Source organism: Agriterribacter sp., from assembly GCF_035445465.1.
In the GTDB taxonomy this organism is placed as follows: domain Bacteria; phylum Bacteroidota; class Bacteroidia; order Chitinophagales; family Chitinophagaceae; genus Agriterribacter.
The window spans coordinates 70,485-89,492 of record NZ_DAOMQT010000015.1 but is presented as its reverse complement, the minus strand read 5'-3'; the positions used below and the strand labels follow the sequence as shown (position 1 = coordinate 89,492).

Genomic DNA, 19,008 nt, shown 5'->3' with positions numbered 1-19,008 from the left:
CTTCCGGGGCTTTAAAAAAAGCAGCAAAACCTTATGGATTGTTGTCTGAAACTGTATACAGGGTTAAATCTGAGAGATTTAACAAAAAATTTATTTTCTCAATTCTCTGTATCTTTGCAGCTTCATTTAAAACAAAAAACATGAGAAAAATTTTATCACTGCTGGCTATGCTATTACTATGCTCGGTAATAGCCTGGTCTCAAACAAAAACCGTAACAGGACGCGTAACAGACGAAAGTGGTGGCCCGGTTCCCTTTGCTACAATAACGATAAAGGGGAGCACTACAGGAGTTGCTGCAGACCAGGATGGAAACTTTAGCATTGTGGTAGGTTCCAATGACGTGCTTACAGTAAGTGCCGCCGGCTTTGAAGAGCAGGAGGTACGGGTAGGTAATCAGAATGTTTTGGGCATCACCTTACAGCCCGCAGCCAACCTGCAGGAAGTGGTGGTTACGGCTGTGGGTATTAGCAGGGCAGAAAAAGCGCTCGGGTATTCGGTAACAAAAGTTAGTCCGGGTACGCTGGTTCAAAACTCTGAACCCGACATGCTAAAAGGGTTGCAGGGCAAAGTAGCGGGTGTTGATATCCGCCAGGGAGAGGGTACACCGGGTGCAGCCACACGTGTTAATATTCGTGGATACACTTCCTTCTTTGGAAGTAATGAACCCCTGATCATTGTGGATGGGGTGTCTTACGACAACTCTCAGCTTGTTACATCGCACCAGCTTGAAGGTGGCGGCGCCTACCAGAACGGGCTTTCTTCAATAGATCCTAATGATATTGCGTCTATTTCAGTCCTGAAGGGTTCTGCTGCTGCTGCACTCTATGGCTCCAGGGCCTCTAACGGTGTTTTGGTTATTAAAACAAAATCAGGCTCTGCCGGAAGATCAAAGAAAGGAACGGAAGTTACTTACAGCAGTTCTTTGTCGTTTGAAAACGTAGCCAATCTTCCTGAATATCAAAATAGTTATGGTGCTGGTTCTGCTTTTACGTATTCAGCAGCAAATGGATCCTGGGGACAAAAATTTGGCACAAGAGATTCTATCCCCACATGGCCGGATTATTTAAATGCTTTCCCCGATATGTTCGGAGCAAATGTGCCTTATAGGGCGTACCCCAATAACGTAAAAGACCTGTTTGAAACAGGGGTGGTTACCGAAAACTCAATATCTGTTAATGGCGGAGATGAAAGGTCGTCGCTCAGCGCTACCGCAACCACCTTACAGCATAGTGGTTATGTTCCCAGCTCTAATTTCAAAAGAAACAATATTGCGATAGGAGGGGTTACTAAATTAGAGAACGGACTTACCATTCGTGGAAACTTTAGTTATGGCAATACGGGACAAAAAGGCAGCATGTTTGGTGAAAACCAGATTGATGGAGTGTCTTCCTCTTTTGCACGTTCTTTATTTTTGGCAAGGAACTGGGATTTAAACCTGCCTTATGAAGATGCTAACGGATTACCGGTATCTACCAGTAAAGCGCAATATGATAATCCGAGATGGGCAAATGAGCACAATACCATCACTACCAAAACCGACAGGTATATAGCCGGCTTATCGCTTGATTATGATATAAACAGGTGGTTAAGCGCATCCTATCAGATAGGAACGAACACCTATAATGCCAACCGGCTTGAAATTACGGATATAGGCTCCCGCGCCGCGGAAGGAATAGGGAACATTGTTGAGGGAAATTACCGTATCCAGTCTATAGAGTCCAATTTTTTAATAAATATCACTCCCAGATTAAAAAATGAGGATTTTTCGATCAAAGCAATTATTGGACATAACGTAAACCAAAGAACATACAGAGAATCAGAAGTAAACGGAAAAGGGATAATTGCTCCTGGTATATATACCTTAGCAAATACCAAAGACAAGACCATTAACGCCACTAATTCTTCTATCAGGCGGTTGTGGGGAACCTTTGCGGATCTAACTTTAGGATACAGGAACTATCTTTACCTGAACCTTACCGGAAGAAATGACTGGTCGTCAACACTTCCAAAGGAGAACAGGAGCTATTTTTACCCTTCTGCATCTGCTTCCTTCGTTTTCTCAGACGCATTGAATATCCAGGGTGATGTATTCTCCTACGGAAAGATTCGCGCAGCCTGGGCTAAAGTGGGCAGAGATGCCGACCCCTATTACCTGCAGGATACATATGTAGTGGGAGATCCATTTCTGGGACAGGCACTGGCCTCCGCTTCAGTTTCAGCAGCTAATGCCACGCTTAAGCCTGAATTTACTACAGAATATGAGTTTGGAGCAAATCTTGAGTTCTTTAAAAGAAGATTTGGTTTTGATGTAACCTATTTTGATAAGAGATCAACCAATCAAATTGCGCCTATAGATGTGCCTGCTTCAACGGGGTATGAAACAGCTTACGCTAATTTTGGATCTATTAGCAATAAGGGCTGGGAAATAGAAGTGCACGGCACGCCTGTAAGTACAAGGAACTTTAACTGGGAGATCAGGGGAACTTTTACCAAAATAAAATCAACGGTAGAGAGCTTGTCTGAAGGACTTTTAAGGTTAAGCCGCGGTGGCGTTTTCACTGATATCGGGCCCTATTTTGAGCCGGGATTACCCTATGGCTATATCAGGGGATCAATCAGCGCTAGAGATGATAATGGCAATTTGCTGATTGACCCGAGCACCGGAATGGTACTTAATGCTAAAGAACCGGCAATGATCGGCAATCCCAATCCTGACTTTAAAGCCGGGTTAATTAATACCATAACGTATAAAGGGTTCTTTTTGAATGCTGTCTTTGATATGACCAAGGGCGGCGATTTGTATTCAATTACTTTAAACTCAATGCTGGGACGCGGGGTATTAAAAGATACAGAAGAAAGGGAAACCTCGTGGATCATTCCCGGGGTATATGGCGATGCAGATGACCTGGTTCCTTTACTGGATGATAAAGGCCAGCCCATTAGGAACGCTACCCGTTTGAGCACTAATGATTTATTTTTCTCGGGTGGAGGTACTGCAGGTACTTTTGCCATCAACGGGCAGGATGAATGGTCTATATATGATGCCACTGTTTATCATTTCCGGGAGCTTACATTTGGATATAATTTGCCTAAAAGCCTTTTTGCCAAATTTCCCATCGGCAGCGCTACGTTAAGTGTTTCAGGAAGAAACCTGTGGCATTATGCTCCCAACGTTCCACGGTCTTCAAACTTTGATCCTGAAGTAAGTACCTATTCAAATTCAATTCAGGGATTTGAATTTTCAGCGGCACCTACAACCAGGAGAATGGGAGTTAACCTGAAAATTACTTTCTAATCTGTATGAACTAAAATATTTAGAAACATGAAATACTTAAAATATATATTACCTGGTATCCTCCTGTTTTCCCTGTCTTGCACAAAAGGATATCTTGATGTGAATACGGATCCTAACAATCCCACAGAAATGGCTGAGGCTAAATTGTTGCCAAATGCCCAAAAGGCGCTTGCCGATAATCTGGGTTTTGGCGTTGATGGCGCAGGTGGATTTAGCTATATGCTTTCGGTTTATACGCATCAGATCACTATGCGGGAATATCCGGATAAGTACGGAACTGAAGGGGTGAACCTGAATACAGCATGGAATAATATTTACACCGATGCGATCCGCAATTGCGAAGAGATCATTAAAAGTGCTGAAGAGTCGGAAAATACAATCTACAGCGGTATTGCAAAAATCATGAATGCTTATGCATATAGTCAGCTTGTAGATGTTTTTGGCGATATTCCTTTTTCCGAATCCAACGACTACCAGGGGGGTGCGGGTTTTGGTGCGCCGGCGTTTGACCAGGGAAAAGATATTTACCCGCAGTTGTTTACATTAATAGATGAAGGTATTGCCGACTTAAACAATACCACAGCGGAAAATCCTAATAAACCCGGAAGTGATGACCTGATTTATGGTGGAAATGTAAATGCCTGGATAAATGCAGCAAATACGATCAAATTAAAGTTGTATAACCAGGTTAGGCTGGTTCAGGATGTTTCCGGCCCGGTAAATGAATTGCTATCCGGCGGCAAGCTGATCGGCTCCACTGCCACCTCCTTTGTTTTCCCTTATGGTACCGCCGCTTCACCGAACGAGAGAAGCCCGTTTTTTGCTGATTATTATGCAACACAACGGTCTATTAACATAAGCCCCTGGTTTTATGAGATCATGAAGGGATACAATATGAAAGATATTAACGGAATGACAAAAGACTTTAACGTATTCTCCGGAATTGAAGATCCCCGGGTTCCCTATTACTTTTTTAACCAGTTACAGCCCGACGAGGGTAATATAGAAGGTAATCAAATAGAATACCGCGACGGTGGCTTTTCCAGCATTGTTTTTGGTTCCACTGGTCCTAACAGGGATAAGTCGCACGATAAATCTACCACGGTGATGGGTATTTACCCTGCCGGCGGACGTTATGATGACGGAGAGGGTAGCGGAGGAAGTGGTGTAACAGCGGGTAGCGGTACCGGGGCAGCGCCTTTCAGAATGCTTACTTATGCAGACCGGTTATTTATTGAGGCTGAACTGATACAGGCTGGTGTAGTAACAGGTGGACCCGCAGCCGCAAAAGATAAGTTAAAAGCCGCATTAAATGCCGCAATAGCACAGGTAGATTACGTAGTGACCAAAGCGGGAACGGTTAATCAAACCGTACCAAAGCTTGCAGGAACAGATGAAGCCAGTGATTTTATTGATGCAGTGGTTGCTTTATTTGAAAGCAGCAGTGCAGATAAGCAAATGGAAATCATTTTAACCCAGAAATGGATATCCAACTTTGGCGGTAATTCAGTGGATTGCTACAATGATTACAGGAGAACAAAGTATCCGGTAATTTTTGATCCCAATAATCCTGAAATGGCGCCCGATCGCTTTTTTCAGCCCCCGCTCACGGGAAATATTGAATTAGACCAGGCGCCGCTCATACCTGTAATTACCAGCAGATCGTACCCGGTAACTTTGCCCTGGAGCCAGCGCGAACTGGAGTTAAACAAAAATGCTCCGGCGCAAAAAACGCCTGCAAGCTTTAAAGTGTTCTGGATGAATTAAAAAAATCAGGAATACCTATTTTAAATATTAAAGAATATATAAGATGAAAAATATAAATGCAATATTAATTGTTCTTGCGCTGCCGCTCCTGCTGCTTACCAGTTGTAAAAAGGAGTACGGTCCGGATAAAATACCGAATTTTCCGGTAATGGACATTGCCCCGGTTCCCAAGTTCGCACTTGATCCGGCCGGAGACCTTGTTATTCAGCAACCCGAGGATTTTAAAAGTAAATTTACGCTGGATTTGTATTTTCCGGATGATCAAAAAACCGTTCCGCAATCAGCCGATGTGAGCATAGTAATGAATAATAACTATAAAGATATCAGGAAGTTTAAAACGGGGGTTACTACTTTCCCTGCAACTTTTGATATTACCGGTGCGGATCTGGCTAACTTGTTCAATATAGCCATAGAAGAGATCGTTCCGGGCTATAAGTTCGAGATAAGGGCAGATTTTACATTGAAAGACGGAACAGTAATACCGGGATTTGTTGCCTTACCAGACAAGAGCAGTCCTGCAAAAAGCAGCTCTCCCATTACCGCATCTTCTGATGTTAATAACTGGCCCGATTCAAAAACAAATATTATTTACAATGCTGTTTGTCCGTTAGAGATTGAAAATTTTGTAGGCAGCTTCACGGCTAATGATCCTTATTTCTGGGAAGATTCTTATCCTGTAACGATAACACTGGAAGAACCCAATGTATTGAAAGTTACAGGGCTGAATCAAACGCCGTCAGAGTCTATGAAAATTAAAATTGATTTTAAATCGTTCATAGCTACTGTAGATAAACAGATAATAGATCCTGCACCCTGGTTCTTTTCCTATACTAACCTTGCTGTACAGGGAACCGGTACAGTAGATGCATGTAACAACGTAATAAATTTAACCCTTACCTGGACAGTTGACCAGGGAAGCTTTGGAAGCGGCGACTTTATAATTAAATTATAGGTAACTGGTTATATTATACTTTTAATATTTAAGGGGCTGATTTATCAGCCCCTTAAATATTTGTACAACTTATTTACAATTTTTCGCAGACCCTGGTAAAGGAACAATAAATTTCCCTACACCACCACCAGCTCATAAAACCTGTTGGGATGAAGGTATTGGTTAGCCAGTTCCTGTATCTCCTTAGCGGTAACATTTTTTATATCGGCAACAGCGGTATAAAAGTAATCTTCACCCAGCTCATTCAATATAATGTTCTTCCACCTGCCTATAATATGAAAGGGTCCGTCAAGATCGCCCAGTATGGTTCCGATAAGATAATTCTTTACCAGCAGCAACTCTTCCTCCGGTACCGCTTTTTCACGCAATGCCTGCATCTCTTTATATACTTCCGCAATGGTGGCTTCGCAAACTTCTTTGCCGGCCTCGGTACTGATCATCCATGCCGTTTGCTGCACATGGTTTTGCATATAGCTGTGTATACCATAAGTATATCCTTTATCTTCTCTTATATTGCTCATAAGCCTTGAACCGAAATAACCGCCAAACAGCGTATTCAGTACCTGCGCTTTGGTAAAATGCGGGTGATGCCTGCCGGGAAAATGACTGGCTATACGAATGGCGCCCTGGATACCTTCCTTATCATTAATGATCCTGTATTTTTTTTCTGCGGCCGCTTCTACGGGATGCGTGATATGCGGTAACTGCGCTTTGTTTAACGGTAAGCTTCCGAAATTTTCATTCAATAGCAGTTCAATATTATTTGGCAGCCTGCCTGCGATAAATATAGTGCAGTTCCCGTTTACATAATACTGATCAAAAAACCGGCGGAGTTGCTCAGGCTGCAATGCGTCATAAGCTATGGAAGAGCTGTACTTGCCATAGGGGTGATTGATGCCGAACAAATATTCATCAATTAACCGGTTAGACACAAAATCGCATTTCTTAAGGTTCACCTCAAGCTTTTGTTTCATATTTTGCCTGTAAATATCCAGTTCCGCTTCCGGCATAGCAGACTCGGTGATCAGCTCCTGTATAACGGGCAACAGCTCATGCAGGTGCTTGGTTAAGCTGTGTAAGCTAAGCATAGCCGTTTCATTATAACAGGCACGGTTAAGGTAGGAACCGTAATACTCAAAATGTTCGTTAATGTTGAACGCGTTTTTCCGGGAAGTGCCGTTTTTGAGCATGTGATTGGTAGTTGAAGCCACCATATTCTGATGTTCATACCAGTTACCCGCGTTAAAAACCAGTTCCAATTGCACTACTTCCTCAACGCCCGCATCAATGGCATATACGGCAACCCCGTTGCTTAAAATAAACTTCCGGAAGGGCTTTAGTTCAAGTGTATAATTTATGGCATCCTTAATTCCGGGAGCAAATTGCCTGTTCACCATGGTCAATACATTCTGTTTTTTAATGATTACCAAAATAATACATGGTAATGCTGTTATTGGCGTCAAAAATAATTTCGGCTTCCTGCCGCAGTTCCTCAGCGCTAACCAACTGGTACCGCTCTAGTTCTTCATTGATCATATTGGTATTGCCCAATAAGGTATAAAAAGAAAGGCTGCCTGCCCTGTTCATCAAACTCATATCTTCAAAAATAATCAGGCTTTCCGTTTTGTTTTTTACTTTCCGTAATTCTTTTTCTTCCACAGAAGTACCTTTTATTTTTTGGAGCTCAGCCTCTACCGCCGCTTCGGCATCTTCCATTTTCACGCCCTTCACCAGCTTGCCCTCAATGGCTGCCAGTCCGGCATCTATGCTTCCGAAGTGGTAGCAGCCAATATTACTGAAGAGCTGTTTTTCTTTTACCAGCGATTGAAACAGCCGCGAGGAGCCACCGCCGCTCAATACTTCAGTAAGCAGATCGGTTGCGTAATACCGGCGGTCTGTGCGTGAGCAAATATGCCAGCATTTATAAAATGCGTCTGCGGGCACATTGGCGTGAACTTCTAGTTTGCGGGGAGCAGTTTGTACGGGCTCCAGGGGAAGATGACGAATGTATTTCTCTCCCGACGGAATATCGCCAAACCATTTTTCGGCAAGCTGCCTTACCTGTGCTGTGGTAACATGCCCGGCTACTGTAAGTATGGCATTTGACGGCCGGTAGTGCTTAAAGAAAAAACGTTTAACATCTTCCAGCGTTGCGTTTTCAATATGGCTAAGCTCCGCTCCGATTGTCATCCACCGGTAAGGATGCGTTGTATAGGCAAGGCTGCGCATTTTGTGCCATACATCGCCATAAGGCTTATTCAGGTAATGTTCTTTAAACTCTTCGCTTACTACTTTGCGTTGTGTTTCTAAACTTTTTTCGCCAAAAGCGAGGCTCAGCATCCTGTCGCTTTCTAACCAGAAGGCGGTTTCAATATTTTCTGCGGGCAACTGGCAGTAGTAATTGGTAAGGTCATTGGTGGTATAGGCGTTATTCTCTCCGCCCGCACGCTGCAGCGGTTCGTCGTACGATGGTATATTAACAGAGCCGCCAAACATCAGGTGCTCAAATAAATGTGCGAATCCTGTTTTTGAAGGATCCTCATCCCTTGCCCCAACATCATACATTACATTTACAACTGCCATAGGCGTAGCATGATCTTCATGCACCACAACCCTTAATCCGTTTTGCAGAACAAACTGTTCAAATGGTATCATAGTTAAAAATTCCTGTAGCTTAGAAAGGATTGCAAAATTAGGAGGAATATATGGAAAACCGTTTTAAATCAGAGAATACTGGCAGGTTTTAGCGTAAGCACAATAAGGCTGTCGTTACGGTTTACAATAATCTTTATTCGTTGGCCGGGTACCTGCAGCAGGTTTTTATACGTTTGAATATTATTCGAAATGTTATTACCTACGCTTACTACAATATCGCCGGTTTTAAACCCTGCATCCTCACCGGGCGAGCCGGCTATTACATCCTCCACCTGTATCCTGCCTTCAACAACGTAGATGCCTAAACCCGTGTATGCGTAATCGAAAGGAGAGCGGTAATGTGAATTGGGTACGAGATGTATTTCGCGTTTGGCATAATTAAGCGTTACATTAAAGCGCCGCAGCAAATCATTACCTACCAGTCCTGCCAGGTAAGGATAAGCTGTAATGTTATAGATATCTTCAAAAATATAGGTAGGCACATTACGAAAACGGTAGGGACCTATCCGCACTTCCTTTACCGTGGTTAAGCGCATTTCCATTTTGCCGCCCAGCCCCTCTGCCTGCGTAAGCACAGGCTTCTTCTTTGGATTAAGCACAGCACTGTCTCTGCTAAAGCTATCGGAAAGCAGGAAGCATAACCCCGCCCCGGAATCAAAATAGAATCGTGAATTAAGCCGCCTGTCATCCCTGAAATCTGCATGCATGATAGGGATGGAAGTGAGTAATGGTTTTAACATATAACCGCCGCGTTTATATTTAAAATCGCCCTGTGAATACACCGACAGCAGCAGGTTGTCATAATCAAAATGAACAATAAACCGGCTAAAAAAGCTAAAGCCTATTATACCATCTATTTTAACGCCGTATACGCTGGAAAGAATTTCATAATCATTCACGTGAAAATTAAGACTGTCTAACGAAAGCCCGGGTAAATGAAGCGTGGCGTTGTATAAAAAATTCACTTTGCGTATACCCGCTATGCCGCGGATGGTTCTTTCAGATGGCTGTGTGGGTATAGACAATTCATTTACAGTAGCGGAATCAAGTGAAATGCCGCCGCTTCCTGTATCTAATATAAAATTCAACGTATCGGGGTAATGATTCACCCGGGCCTGAATGATGACCACGCCACCGCTGAACTGCTGAAATTTAAATTGCGTGATCAGCTTTGCAGGTTCGCCGGAAACGATCCTGTGGCTGGCCATGATTGCAGCCGGAGGCATTATTGTAGCTATAAATGCAAAACAGGCAAATATTATTTTCATATGTAGTTCATAAATTTAATTCTTTTTGTATAGAAAATCCGCCCGCTCATCATTCATAATCTTATTACTTTTGCAGATACAGCATAGTATATCTGTTAAAACGATACATTATGGTGCTACGCTCATTTTTTATGTGAAGAAGCCTTAACTATGATGAATGTTGGAGATGTTTTACAAAAAGCGATGGGATTCGGGTTCCTTACCGTGGAGGAAGGGATATTTTTGTATGAGAACGCTGCGTTAACAGAGCTGATGTACGCAGCCGATGAGATGCGAAAGCAGCATGTTCCCCATGGGAAAGTTACCTGGCAGATAGACCGGAATGTGAATACCACTAACGTTTGTATCGCCAATTGTAAATTTTGTAATTTTTACCGTATCCCGGGTCATGCGGACGCATATATAACGGATATGCCTGCCTACCGCAAAAAGATAAAAGAAACCATAAAATACGGGGGCGATCAACTGCTGCTGCAGGGCGGGCATCATCCGCAATTAGGGCTTGATTTTTATACCGGCACTTTTCGTGCAATAAAAGCGGAATTCCCCGATATCAAACTGCATGCGCTCGGTCCTCCCGAAGTAGCACATATCTGCAAGCTTGAAAAAATGAGCCATCACGATGTGCTGAAAGCATTAAAGGAATCGGGACTTGATTCTTTACCGGGCGCCGGTGCAGAAATATTAACAGACAGGGTGAGAAGGCTGATCAGCAAAGGGAAATGCGGTGCGCAGGAATGGCTCGATATCATGCATGAAGCACATAAGCTGCATATTACTACCAGCGCCACTATGATGTTCGGGCATGTAGAAACCCTGCAGGAAAGATTTGAGCACCTGGTAAAGATCCGTGAAGTGCAAAGCAGGAAACCGGAAGATGCGAAAGGGTTTCTGGCATTCATTCCGTGGACTTTCCAGGATGTGGATACTTTGCTTACCCGCATACGTGGTGTGCATAATCTTACCACTGCTGAAGAATATATTCGCATGATCGCGCTTTCCCGCATTATGCTTCCCAATATAAAAAATATACAGGCTTCATGGCTTACGGTAGGTAAAAAAACAGCGCAAATTTGTTTACATGCAGGCGCCAATGATTTTGGCAGCATTATGATAGAAGAAAATGTGGTAAGCGCTGCGGGTGCGCCTCACCGGTTTACCTACAAATCCATCCAGGATGCCATACGGGAAGGAGGCTTCGAACCCCAATTGCGGAACCAGCAATATGAATGGCGCGAGATACCTGAATTAATAGAGGAGCAGTTGATTGATTATTAGTGCTGTGTCAAACGTGAAACGTGAGAAAAAGCTCTTGTATATTCAGCGTTTTTACAGACCCCACGGATTAATAATCTTCAGTCTGACAATATTTTAATCCCATTCGTTACGCAGTTCATTTAACTGATTGTCAATATCGGTCAGGGACTGCTTAGTCATCGCCCCTTTATATTTGGCAGTCCAGTTGACTGTAGTTGTGGATTGCGTTTTATCTTTTCGCATGCGGATAAGTTGCAGCAGTTCTAAATCCTGCAGCAATTTTATAGCTTTATTATTAAGAATATCTATAGTTACTGTTTGCATACCATATTTACTTTAGATTATCAGGCTCATTTTTCGTCCCGAAGCTATCATACTTATTCAGTTTGTATAAAAACTATTGATAAATCAAAATTATACTAATCCTCATTCACTTACCACCAGCCGGAATCCATTGCCGTGTATATTCACTATTTCAAGATTGGGATCTTCCCTAAGATATTTTCTGAGCTTGGCAATATACACATCCATGCTTCTTCCGTTAAAGTAGGTATCGCTGCCCCATATGCGCTTTAATGCAATTTCCCTGGGCAGCAAGTCGTTTTTATATTCTGCCAGCATTTTCAGCAATTCATTTTCTTTGGGCGATAAGGTTTGTGTTTTTCCTGCAATAATGAGCTCGCGTAATTTAGGATTGAAATGATAGTTACCCAGATCAAACTCTATGTTGGCGGCATCCTTATTCAGATCGTCATTGCGTTTAAGTATAGCTTTAATTTTCAGCAGCAGTACTTCACTGTCAAAAGGCTTGGTTATATAGTCGTCGGCGCCTAATTTATAACCCTGGATGATATCTTCCTTCATCGTTTTCGCGGAAAGAAAAAACAGGGGAATATCCGGGTTAATATCCCTGATCTCCTCGGCCAGCTTAAAGCCATCCATGTTAGGCATCATTACATCCAGCAGACAAAGCTCAAACTTTTCGCGCTGAAAAGCAGCTAAGCCCAGGCGCCCGTCTCTTTCTAAGGTTACATCATAATCATTGAGCTCAAGATAATTCTTCAATACCAGCCCCAGGTTCTGATCGTCTTCGCATAACAATATTTTGTGCTTTTGTGCTTCCATAATTCAAACATTTAGTGACAAATAAATATAATTAGTTTCCGCTTTATAATAAAACGCGAATAAACTTTTGTTAAAGCTATTAAATATACGAATCTTTAAATTTGCAGTTAAATATACCAATCATGCGGTTAACACCGGAAAACAAGTTTAAAAAGCTGATCGTAATAGGCGACAGGCTTTTAATAAAACCCCTGCAATCTAATCAAAAAACCGCCAGTGGCTTGTATCTTCCGCCCGGCGTGCAGGAAAAGGAAAGGGTACAGCAGGGATATGTAATTAAGCACGGCCCGGGTTATGCTATTCCGATGCCCGTTGAAAATGAACCCTGGAAAACCGAAGAAGAGCAGGTAAAATATATTCCGCTCCAGGCAAGGGAAGGCGATTTGGCCATTTTTTTACTGAGCGGGGCAACAGAAGTAATGTATGAAGATGAAAAGTATTTCATCGTTCCGCAAAGCGCTATATTAATGCTGGAAAGAGAAGAGGATATATAAGAATAAGTTTATCCGGTTGCGTTAATCCTTTAACTTTCCCTAAAATTATTGAACATGGCTGATAAAAATGCATTTATACAATCCGTTAATGCCGGTTATACATTCAGGGGCGAAAGCTTTGCATTAGGCGCCGCTACGCTTAACGGTGAAGTGCTGAGCGAAGCCCTTGTTCATTTGCCGCTAAAAACAATGAACCGGCACGGGTTAATAGCAGGGGCTACAGGAACAGGAAAAACCAAAACCCTGCAGGTAATTGCCGAAGGGTTAAGCAACGCCAGTGTGCCGGTATTGCTGATGGACATCAAGGGCGATTTAAGCGGACTGGCAGAAGCCGGTGCATTTAACGATAAAATTAAAGAGCGGTATGGTAAAATGGCGCTGGAATATGTTCCCGCATCTTTTCCGGTTGAACTGATGAGCCTTAGCGGGGAGAAAGGTGTTCGGTTGCGGGCTACCGTTAGTGAGTTTGGCCCTGTGTTAATTTCAAAGATCCTCGGATTAAACGATACGCAACAGGGACTGGTGGCACTGATCTTTAAATATTGCGATGACCAGAAGATACCCCTGCTTGATCTGAAGGATTTTATTAAAATGCTTCAGTATATCAGCAATGAAGGAAAGCCTGATATTGAAAAACAATATGGTAAAATATCTACCACAAGCACAGGCACTATATTGCGGAAGATCATAGAGCTGCAGCAGCAGGGCGCTGATGTGTTTTTCGGAGAGCCTTCTTTTGAAGTGGATGACTTAATGCGTATCAGCGATGACGGAAGAGGGATCATTAATATACTTAGAGTAACAGACATGCAGAACCGCCCCAAGCTGTTCTCTACTTTTATGCTGCAGCTCCTTGCCGAACTGTATGCGGTTTTACCTGAGGCCGGCGACTTAGATAAGCCTAAGCTGGTATTATTTATTGATGAAGCCCACTTAGTATTCCAGGAGGCAACGAGCGCTTTGCTTCAGCAGATAGAAACCATCATTAAGCTGATACGCTCCAAAGGAGTGGGTATTTTCTTTTGTACGCAAAACCCACAGGATGTGCCCGCATCTGTTTTAAGCCAGTTAGGCTTAAAAGTGCAGCATGCATTGCGGGCATTTACTGCCGCCGACCGCAAAACCATTAAGCAGGCCGCGGAAAACTATCCCGAGACCAATTATTATAAGGTAAATGATCTGATAACAGAACTGGGCATTGGCGAGGCTTTGGTAACCATGCTCAATGAAAAGGGAATACCCACCCCCCTGGTCCATACTTTACTTATCTCGCCACAGTCGAGAATGGATGTATTAACCGATGCAGAGATCAATACCTTAACGGCGCAATCCAAACTGGTAAAAAAATATGAACAACCCATTGACCGTGAAAGTGCTTATGAAATATTATCTGCTAAATTAGACGAAGCGGAAAAAAAATCAGCCGAAAAAACCATACAAAAACCTGCTTCAAAGCCCGAACCTTCTGTTATTGAAAAAGTTTTAGATAATCCTGTATCGAGGCAGGTGCAAAGAACCGCTGCTACTATTATTACCAGAAGCTTATTGGGAGCGCTTGGATTAGGAGGAAGGAGCAGTTCAAAAAAGAAAACAAGCTGGTTCTGAACGCTTTAAGAAATCTTTATTAAAAAAAGGAAAAAGATATTCCATTTTTGGTGAAAACCTTACAGGTAATTGGTAGAAAAAATTAAGTGCATACCACTAAAAGGGTATTGTTTGAACAACTATCCTCATTATCTTTGACTCGGTTTTTCATAGGATATTGGATTTTAAAAACGGGCTGGATTTCTATCCTGGCCCTTTTTTTTTATACTTACTTTTCCGCCATACCCCGCTTCGCTCATCTCTATGTAGTTTTCAGCCAGTAAATGCTCAATTACCTTCCATATTGTTTGTGCATCCGTTATCCGGAGCCGCCGCATCAGTTCGTTGATACTTAAAGGCCCCTGCATAAGCGCGCTTGTGATATCCGCCTGCAATAGCGAAAAAGCATCGTTAGAAAGCCTTGCCTTCTTCTTTTGGATACAATTATCACAAATTCCGCATGGCTTCGCGGAATGATCATTAAAATAATTGGCTATAATTTGCGCATGGCAACGCTGTATATCTTTAGCGTAGCCGATAATGGCGTCTGTTTGCTGCATTAAAACAGCCTTTCTTTTTTGATAATTGGCCGTGTTAATCGTAAGGTTGTCGGTTATTACCCTGTTACTCCGGAACCGGATCTGAGGAGCATCTTTCCGGGGTTGGTATTGAATGAGTCCCCTGGACTGAAGCTGCAACAGGATGTTTTTTATCTCACTGCTGTCTTTTTTCAAGCCTTTCGCTATTTGTTTTTCGCTCACCGGCACAGCAATATCAAAAATACCTCCATAGGAACGAAGCAGATACTTAATGCAGGGCGTTAGCGCAGGGTAATCTTTTTCTGCCTGCTGAAGGGTTTCTTTTCCACAGCAAAAAACCACTGTTGAAGGAATAAAAAGCTGCTCGTTGTATTCAATGATGCTTTCCTGCTCCAACGCTTTGATGGCATAAGTAGCAGACAGTACATTTAGCTTAAAAAGCGTTGTAAACGCTTCCATATCAAAATCAAAAAAAATATCCCTGCCCGAACCTGCCGGTAACTGGAGATAGTTTACCAGACACTGGTAAACATGTTTAATGTCTTCAAAAGAAGGGAAGCGGATATCAGGCTGTTTTTGCAGATCCTCGATGTCCTGGTTAGTGTATAATAATACAGCGTACGATTTTTGTCCGTCCCTGCCTGCCCGCCCGGCCTCCTGGTAATAACTTTCTATGCAATCGGGGATATCTGCATGCACCACTGTTCTTACATCGGGTTTGTCTATGCCCATTCCAAAGGCATTGGTGCATACCATAATGCGGGTTTTGTTCTTCAGCCAGTTTTCCTGTTTTTCATTCCTGTCATCGTGCGATAAGCCGGCGTGGTAATAATCGGCGCTAATATGGTGCAGTTGCAGCAATTCGGCTATTGTTTTGGTGCGTTTGCGGCTCCGGCAATATACAATTCCGCTGCCCGGTACCTTTTGAATGACCTGGAGCAGCTTATTCATTTTTACGTCTGTGTTAAATACGCTGTAGGAAAGATTAGGTCTTTCATAGGATTGCTGAAATATTTGCTTTTCCTTAAACAGCAGCTTATCGCAAATATCTTCCTGCACGGTTTTGGTTGCCGACGCTGTAAGTGCCAGCACGGGCACGCCGGGTTTTTCTTCACGTATGGCCGCAATAGTGAGGTAAGCAGGACGAAAATCGTAACCCCATTGCGAAATACAATGGGCTTCATCTACCGCAATGAGGTTAATGGGCAAAGCGGGTAAATAATCTTTAAAGAAATCCGTCTCCAGGCGTTCGGGCGATACATACAGGAATTTATAATTGCCGTATAATGCGTTGTCTAAGGTTTTCTTCACCTGGGCAAACGGCATTCCCGAATGAATACTAAGCGCCAGTATCCCTTTTTCCTTCAGGTTTTGTACCTGGTCTTTCATTAATGCGATCAATGGCGTTATAACCAGGCAAATGCCTTTTGAAGCTAAGGCCGGTACCTGGAAGCAAATGGATTTACCCCCGCCGGTGGGCATAATGGCTAAGGTATCCCTGCCGTTTAATACAGATTGTATGATGCTTTCCTGCATCGGGCGGAACGCAGTATAACCCCAGTTGGATTGTAGTATAGAATGTATATCTGCCAAAAATGAATTGTAAAGGGCAAATATCAGTAAAAGCACCAAGAAGCCAAATGGCAAGAAACAAATAAAAGTTTATCTGTCATTAGCAGCAGCCTGCCCGCAGTGGAAGAAAGGGTTCATTTGTATCTACCACGACGGACAGGTTTGGCTTTTGTGATTTGGTTCCTGGTGTTTTTGCGGGTTACAGGTTGCAGGTTTCAGGGAATATCCGTTGCGGCAATTAGCAATCAGGTATCGGTCAGGGGAGTTATTACTAACGATAGAATGAGTACTCCTTTTTTCTACTGCCCAAAGCGCATAGTTCAAAGCTAATCGCTGAAAGCCAGCCTCCTCCCGATTTCGGGTTTTCGACTTCGGGTTTCTTAACTTAGCGTACTATCCGCTGCATCCCCTTATTCCCACGAATGCAGCGCCAGTATGGGCAAGCTGCTGTGGTAGGCCAGCTTTTTAGTATTGCTGCTTTTGAACAGGCCCGACAGGAAGGTATGCTTACGCGGAACGGTAATAATAACATCCGCGCTATACTCTTCTGCGAACTTATCTACTGCCGCTGTAAAATTTTCTTCCAGTACAAAAAAGAAATGCGGGTTATAATCTTTCAGCAGGGGTTCCAGCTTTCTTTTTTCTTCCAGCTCTGCTTCGGGTACGGCTGTGTGGGTTGCGGTTACATGCACTACATACAGCTCCGGCTGAAGCAGATCCAAAACTTTCTTTAGGGGCCGTAAAGGGGTGGTAGATTCCACATTTTTCAGGTCGGAAGTAAAGATAACGCGATCTATTTTTTTGTAAGACGCGTTGCCGGGTACAATAAAAACCGGGCAAATATCCTTGCTGATCACATTCAGCGTATTGCTGCCGATAATCAATTGTTCTATTTTGCTGCTACCGGTAATGCCCATTACAATAAGGTCGGCCTCATTTTGTTTCACATATTTTTCGAGGCAGGGTGCCAGGCGGCCTTCTTCCGCTACCACATCAACCGGAACTTTTGAAATGGCTTCCATTTCCCTTTTGAGGTTATTTAAAGCCATAATAGCCACATTCTTCCTGGCATCCGGATCAATCAGCAAAGGGGTGCCATCAGAGCCCGCAATAATCGTTTCATACACATAATATAGGGTAACAGTGCTGTCGGGCAGGTCTGCTGCCAACTGAACAGCGTATTTCGCCGCGTTTACTGAAGGTTCTGAAAAATCTACCGGGGCAATGATCTTTTTCATGAATATGTAGTTTAATGAACAAATGTAATTTTGAAGATACGAAATACCCGCTTGCAGCCGCTGATTTATGTGAGGAGATGAAGTGATTGTTATCAGGTGGTAATATCAACCGGGCATCATAACCGGATGCTGTATACTGTTATTGCCTGCTTAGCCATTGCAACAGCTCAACCGACTGCAACCGCCGGCAAATATAAAAGAAGCTGTTGCTGGTTGCTTCGCTGTAATGCTTTTTGAGCAGGGCTGTCTTACACGGCATATCTAACCGCGAGTAAGTGATCGCCCAGAGCATGGTAGTGTTTTGCATATAGGAGATATTGTCGTAAAATTCCTTAGTTAAGCTTTCGAAATCGGGCAGATCCATATTGTACTGCCGGTATGATAAAGGGTCAATGGGAACAGGATAAAAACGTTTGGTAAGCTGCAGTTGCGGCGGACTCACCACATAATCCCTGTGCCTGTCTAAAGGATCGAACCGCAGTTCCCATTCAATCGTTTCCGGGTCTTGGTCCTGCTGTGGATTCAGCACCTCACTCAGCTCGTTTTCTATAATGGTATTGGCCTGCAGTTCTTCGTTATAGTGCCTTATCGCTTCCCTGTCTTTTTTATTCAGGTATTCAAAATCATCTGCAAGAGTTTGTTCATCTACTATAAAGTCCGGGTCTTCATCCAGCAGCCAGCCTGCCATTTCCGCCCGGCGATCCCTGTAAGCGTTGTTCAGGTAATTGGCTTTTGCCCACTGGCTAATCACTTTCGATGCAACGGGATAGCGCAGCACCCTGTTCAGCAGCATATACGATTTTTCTATATTGCTGCAGAGCCACTGTTCTTCTCCGGCACCCAATGCCGCGTTGATCAACACGCTGTTACATAATACTTTGATGGTTTCCGCCTGCGTGCGGTTAACGGGCAGCTCAATATCAAAGGTTCGCTGAAACAGCCAGCAAATTTTCTTATTTACCTCCACCGGAAAGGGATGTAACTCTGCCTTTGAGCGCCCATAATAATCTTTCACCGCTTTTACCTTAGAGCCATACTGCTTGATAACCGATACCAGCAACAACCTGTTCACACGCGCTTTACTGTACCACAGGCTGCAGGCCAAATCTACAAGCGATACCAGCACTTTCGGATTATACGAGTAATACGGCAGCACATGCCGCACTTTAAGAAAATCTTTATAGGTAGTAATCAGATCATCGGGCGGATAAGTACGCTCTATGGCGGCGATGGCTTTGGATATTTCGGTGGGGGTGGGCAT

Annotated in this window: 14 protein-coding genes; 6 read left to right on the top strand and 8 right to left on the bottom strand. The window is 43.4% G+C overall.

Going from position 1 to position 19,008, the window contains the following annotated elements:
• The first annotated feature begins 140 nt into the window (after nt 1-140).
• The 3 genes from PLE34_RS10090 to PLE34_RS10080 are packed head-to-tail and all read left to right on the top strand — an operon-like array spanning nt 141 to nt 6,015.
• A complete protein-coding gene (locus PLE34_RS10090; RefSeq protein ID WP_324556442.1) occupies nt 141-3,296 on the top strand; it encodes a SusC/RagA family TonB-linked outer membrane protein in 3,156 nt (1,051 codons plus the stop codon).
• Between the two features lie 27 nt (nt 3,297-3,323).
• Entirely contained in the window at nt 3,324-5,063 is a 1,740-nt protein-coding gene (locus tag PLE34_RS10085; RefSeq protein ID WP_324556440.1) for a SusD/RagB family nutrient-binding outer membrane lipoprotein, read from the top strand.
• A gap of 43 nt (nt 5,064-5,106) precedes the next feature.
• A complete protein-coding gene (locus PLE34_RS10080) occupies nt 5,107-6,015 on the top strand; it encodes a hypothetical protein (RefSeq protein WP_324556438.1) in 909 nt (302 codons plus the stop codon).
• Between the two features lie 116 nt (nt 6,016-6,131).
• On the opposite strand, the gene PLE34_RS10075 is transcribed toward PLE34_RS10080, so the two are convergent.
• From PLE34_RS10075 to PLE34_RS10065, 3 genes are all read right to left on the bottom strand, one after another.
• The gene (locus tag PLE34_RS10075; protein ID WP_324556436.1) at nt 6,132-7,412 is read right to left on the bottom strand and encodes a M16 family metallopeptidase; all 1,281 of its coding nucleotides are present in this window, start codon (nt 7,410-7,412) and stop codon (nt 6,132-6,134) included.
• A 19-nt stretch (nt 7,413-7,431) separates the two neighbouring features.
• Nucleotides 7,432-8,670, bottom strand: coding sequence for a M16 family metallopeptidase (locus PLE34_RS10070; RefSeq protein ID WP_324556434.1), 1,239 nt, complete (start codon nt 8,668-8,670; stop codon nt 7,432-7,434).
• Between the two features lie 68 nt (nt 8,671-8,738).
• A complete protein-coding gene (locus tag PLE34_RS10065; RefSeq protein ID WP_324556432.1) occupies nt 8,739-9,938 on the bottom strand; it encodes an aspartyl protease family protein in 1,200 nt (399 codons plus the stop codon).
• 150 nt (nt 9,939-10,088) lie between these two features.
• Here PLE34_RS10065 and mqnC point away from each other — a divergent pair, with 150 nt between their 5' ends.
• Nucleotides 10,089-11,216, top strand: coding sequence for a cyclic dehypoxanthinyl futalosine synthase (gene mqnC / locus PLE34_RS10060; RefSeq protein ID WP_324556429.1), 1,128 nt, complete (start codon nt 10,089-10,091; stop codon nt 11,214-11,216).
• Between the two features lie 93 nt (nt 11,217-11,309).
• On the opposite strand, the gene PLE34_RS10055 is transcribed toward mqnC, so the two are convergent.
• Together PLE34_RS10055 and PLE34_RS10050 are read right to left on the bottom strand one after the other, a co-directional pair.
• On the bottom strand, nt 11,310-11,519 hold the full coding sequence (locus tag PLE34_RS10055; RefSeq protein WP_324556427.1) for a hypothetical protein: 210 nt from the start codon (nt 11,517-11,519) through the stop codon (nt 11,310-11,312).
• Between the two features lie 102 nt (nt 11,520-11,621).
• On the bottom strand, nt 11,622-12,320 hold the full coding sequence (locus tag PLE34_RS10050) for a response regulator transcription factor (protein ID WP_324556425.1): 699 nt from the start codon (nt 12,318-12,320) through the stop codon (nt 11,622-11,624).
• Nucleotides 12,321-12,442: 122 nt separating this feature from the next.
• Between PLE34_RS10050 and PLE34_RS10045 the strand changes: the two genes are divergently transcribed.
• The gene (locus tag PLE34_RS10045) at nt 12,443-12,814 is read left to right on the top strand and encodes a co-chaperone GroES (protein ID WP_324556422.1); all 372 of its coding nucleotides are present in this window, start codon (nt 12,443-12,445) and stop codon (nt 12,812-12,814) included.
• A 54-nt stretch (nt 12,815-12,868) separates the two neighbouring features.
• A complete protein-coding gene (locus PLE34_RS10040) occupies nt 12,869-14,419 on the top strand; it encodes a helicase HerA-like domain-containing protein (RefSeq protein ID WP_324556419.1) in 1,551 nt (516 codons plus the stop codon).
• A 164-nt stretch (nt 14,420-14,583) separates the two neighbouring features.
• On the opposite strand, the gene PLE34_RS10035 is transcribed toward PLE34_RS10040, so the two are convergent.
• The 3 genes from PLE34_RS10035 to PLE34_RS10025 all read right to left on the bottom strand — a co-directional run bounded on the left by PLE34_RS10035 (nt 14,584) and on the right by PLE34_RS10025 (nt 19,008).
• Nucleotides 14,584-16,530, bottom strand: a complete 1,947-nt coding sequence (locus tag PLE34_RS10035) for a RecQ family ATP-dependent DNA helicase (protein WP_324556417.1) — start codon at nt 16,528-16,530, stop codon at nt 14,584-14,586.
• 389 nt (nt 16,531-16,919) lie between these two features.
• Nucleotides 16,920-17,747, bottom strand: coding sequence for a universal stress protein (locus PLE34_RS10030; RefSeq protein WP_324556415.1), 828 nt, complete (start codon nt 17,745-17,747; stop codon nt 16,920-16,922).
• A 139-nt stretch (nt 17,748-17,886) separates the two neighbouring features.
• Complete coding sequence (locus tag PLE34_RS10025; protein ID WP_324556413.1) at nt 17,887-19,008, bottom strand: hypothetical protein; 1,122 nt, start codon at nt 19,006-19,008, stop codon at nt 17,887-17,889.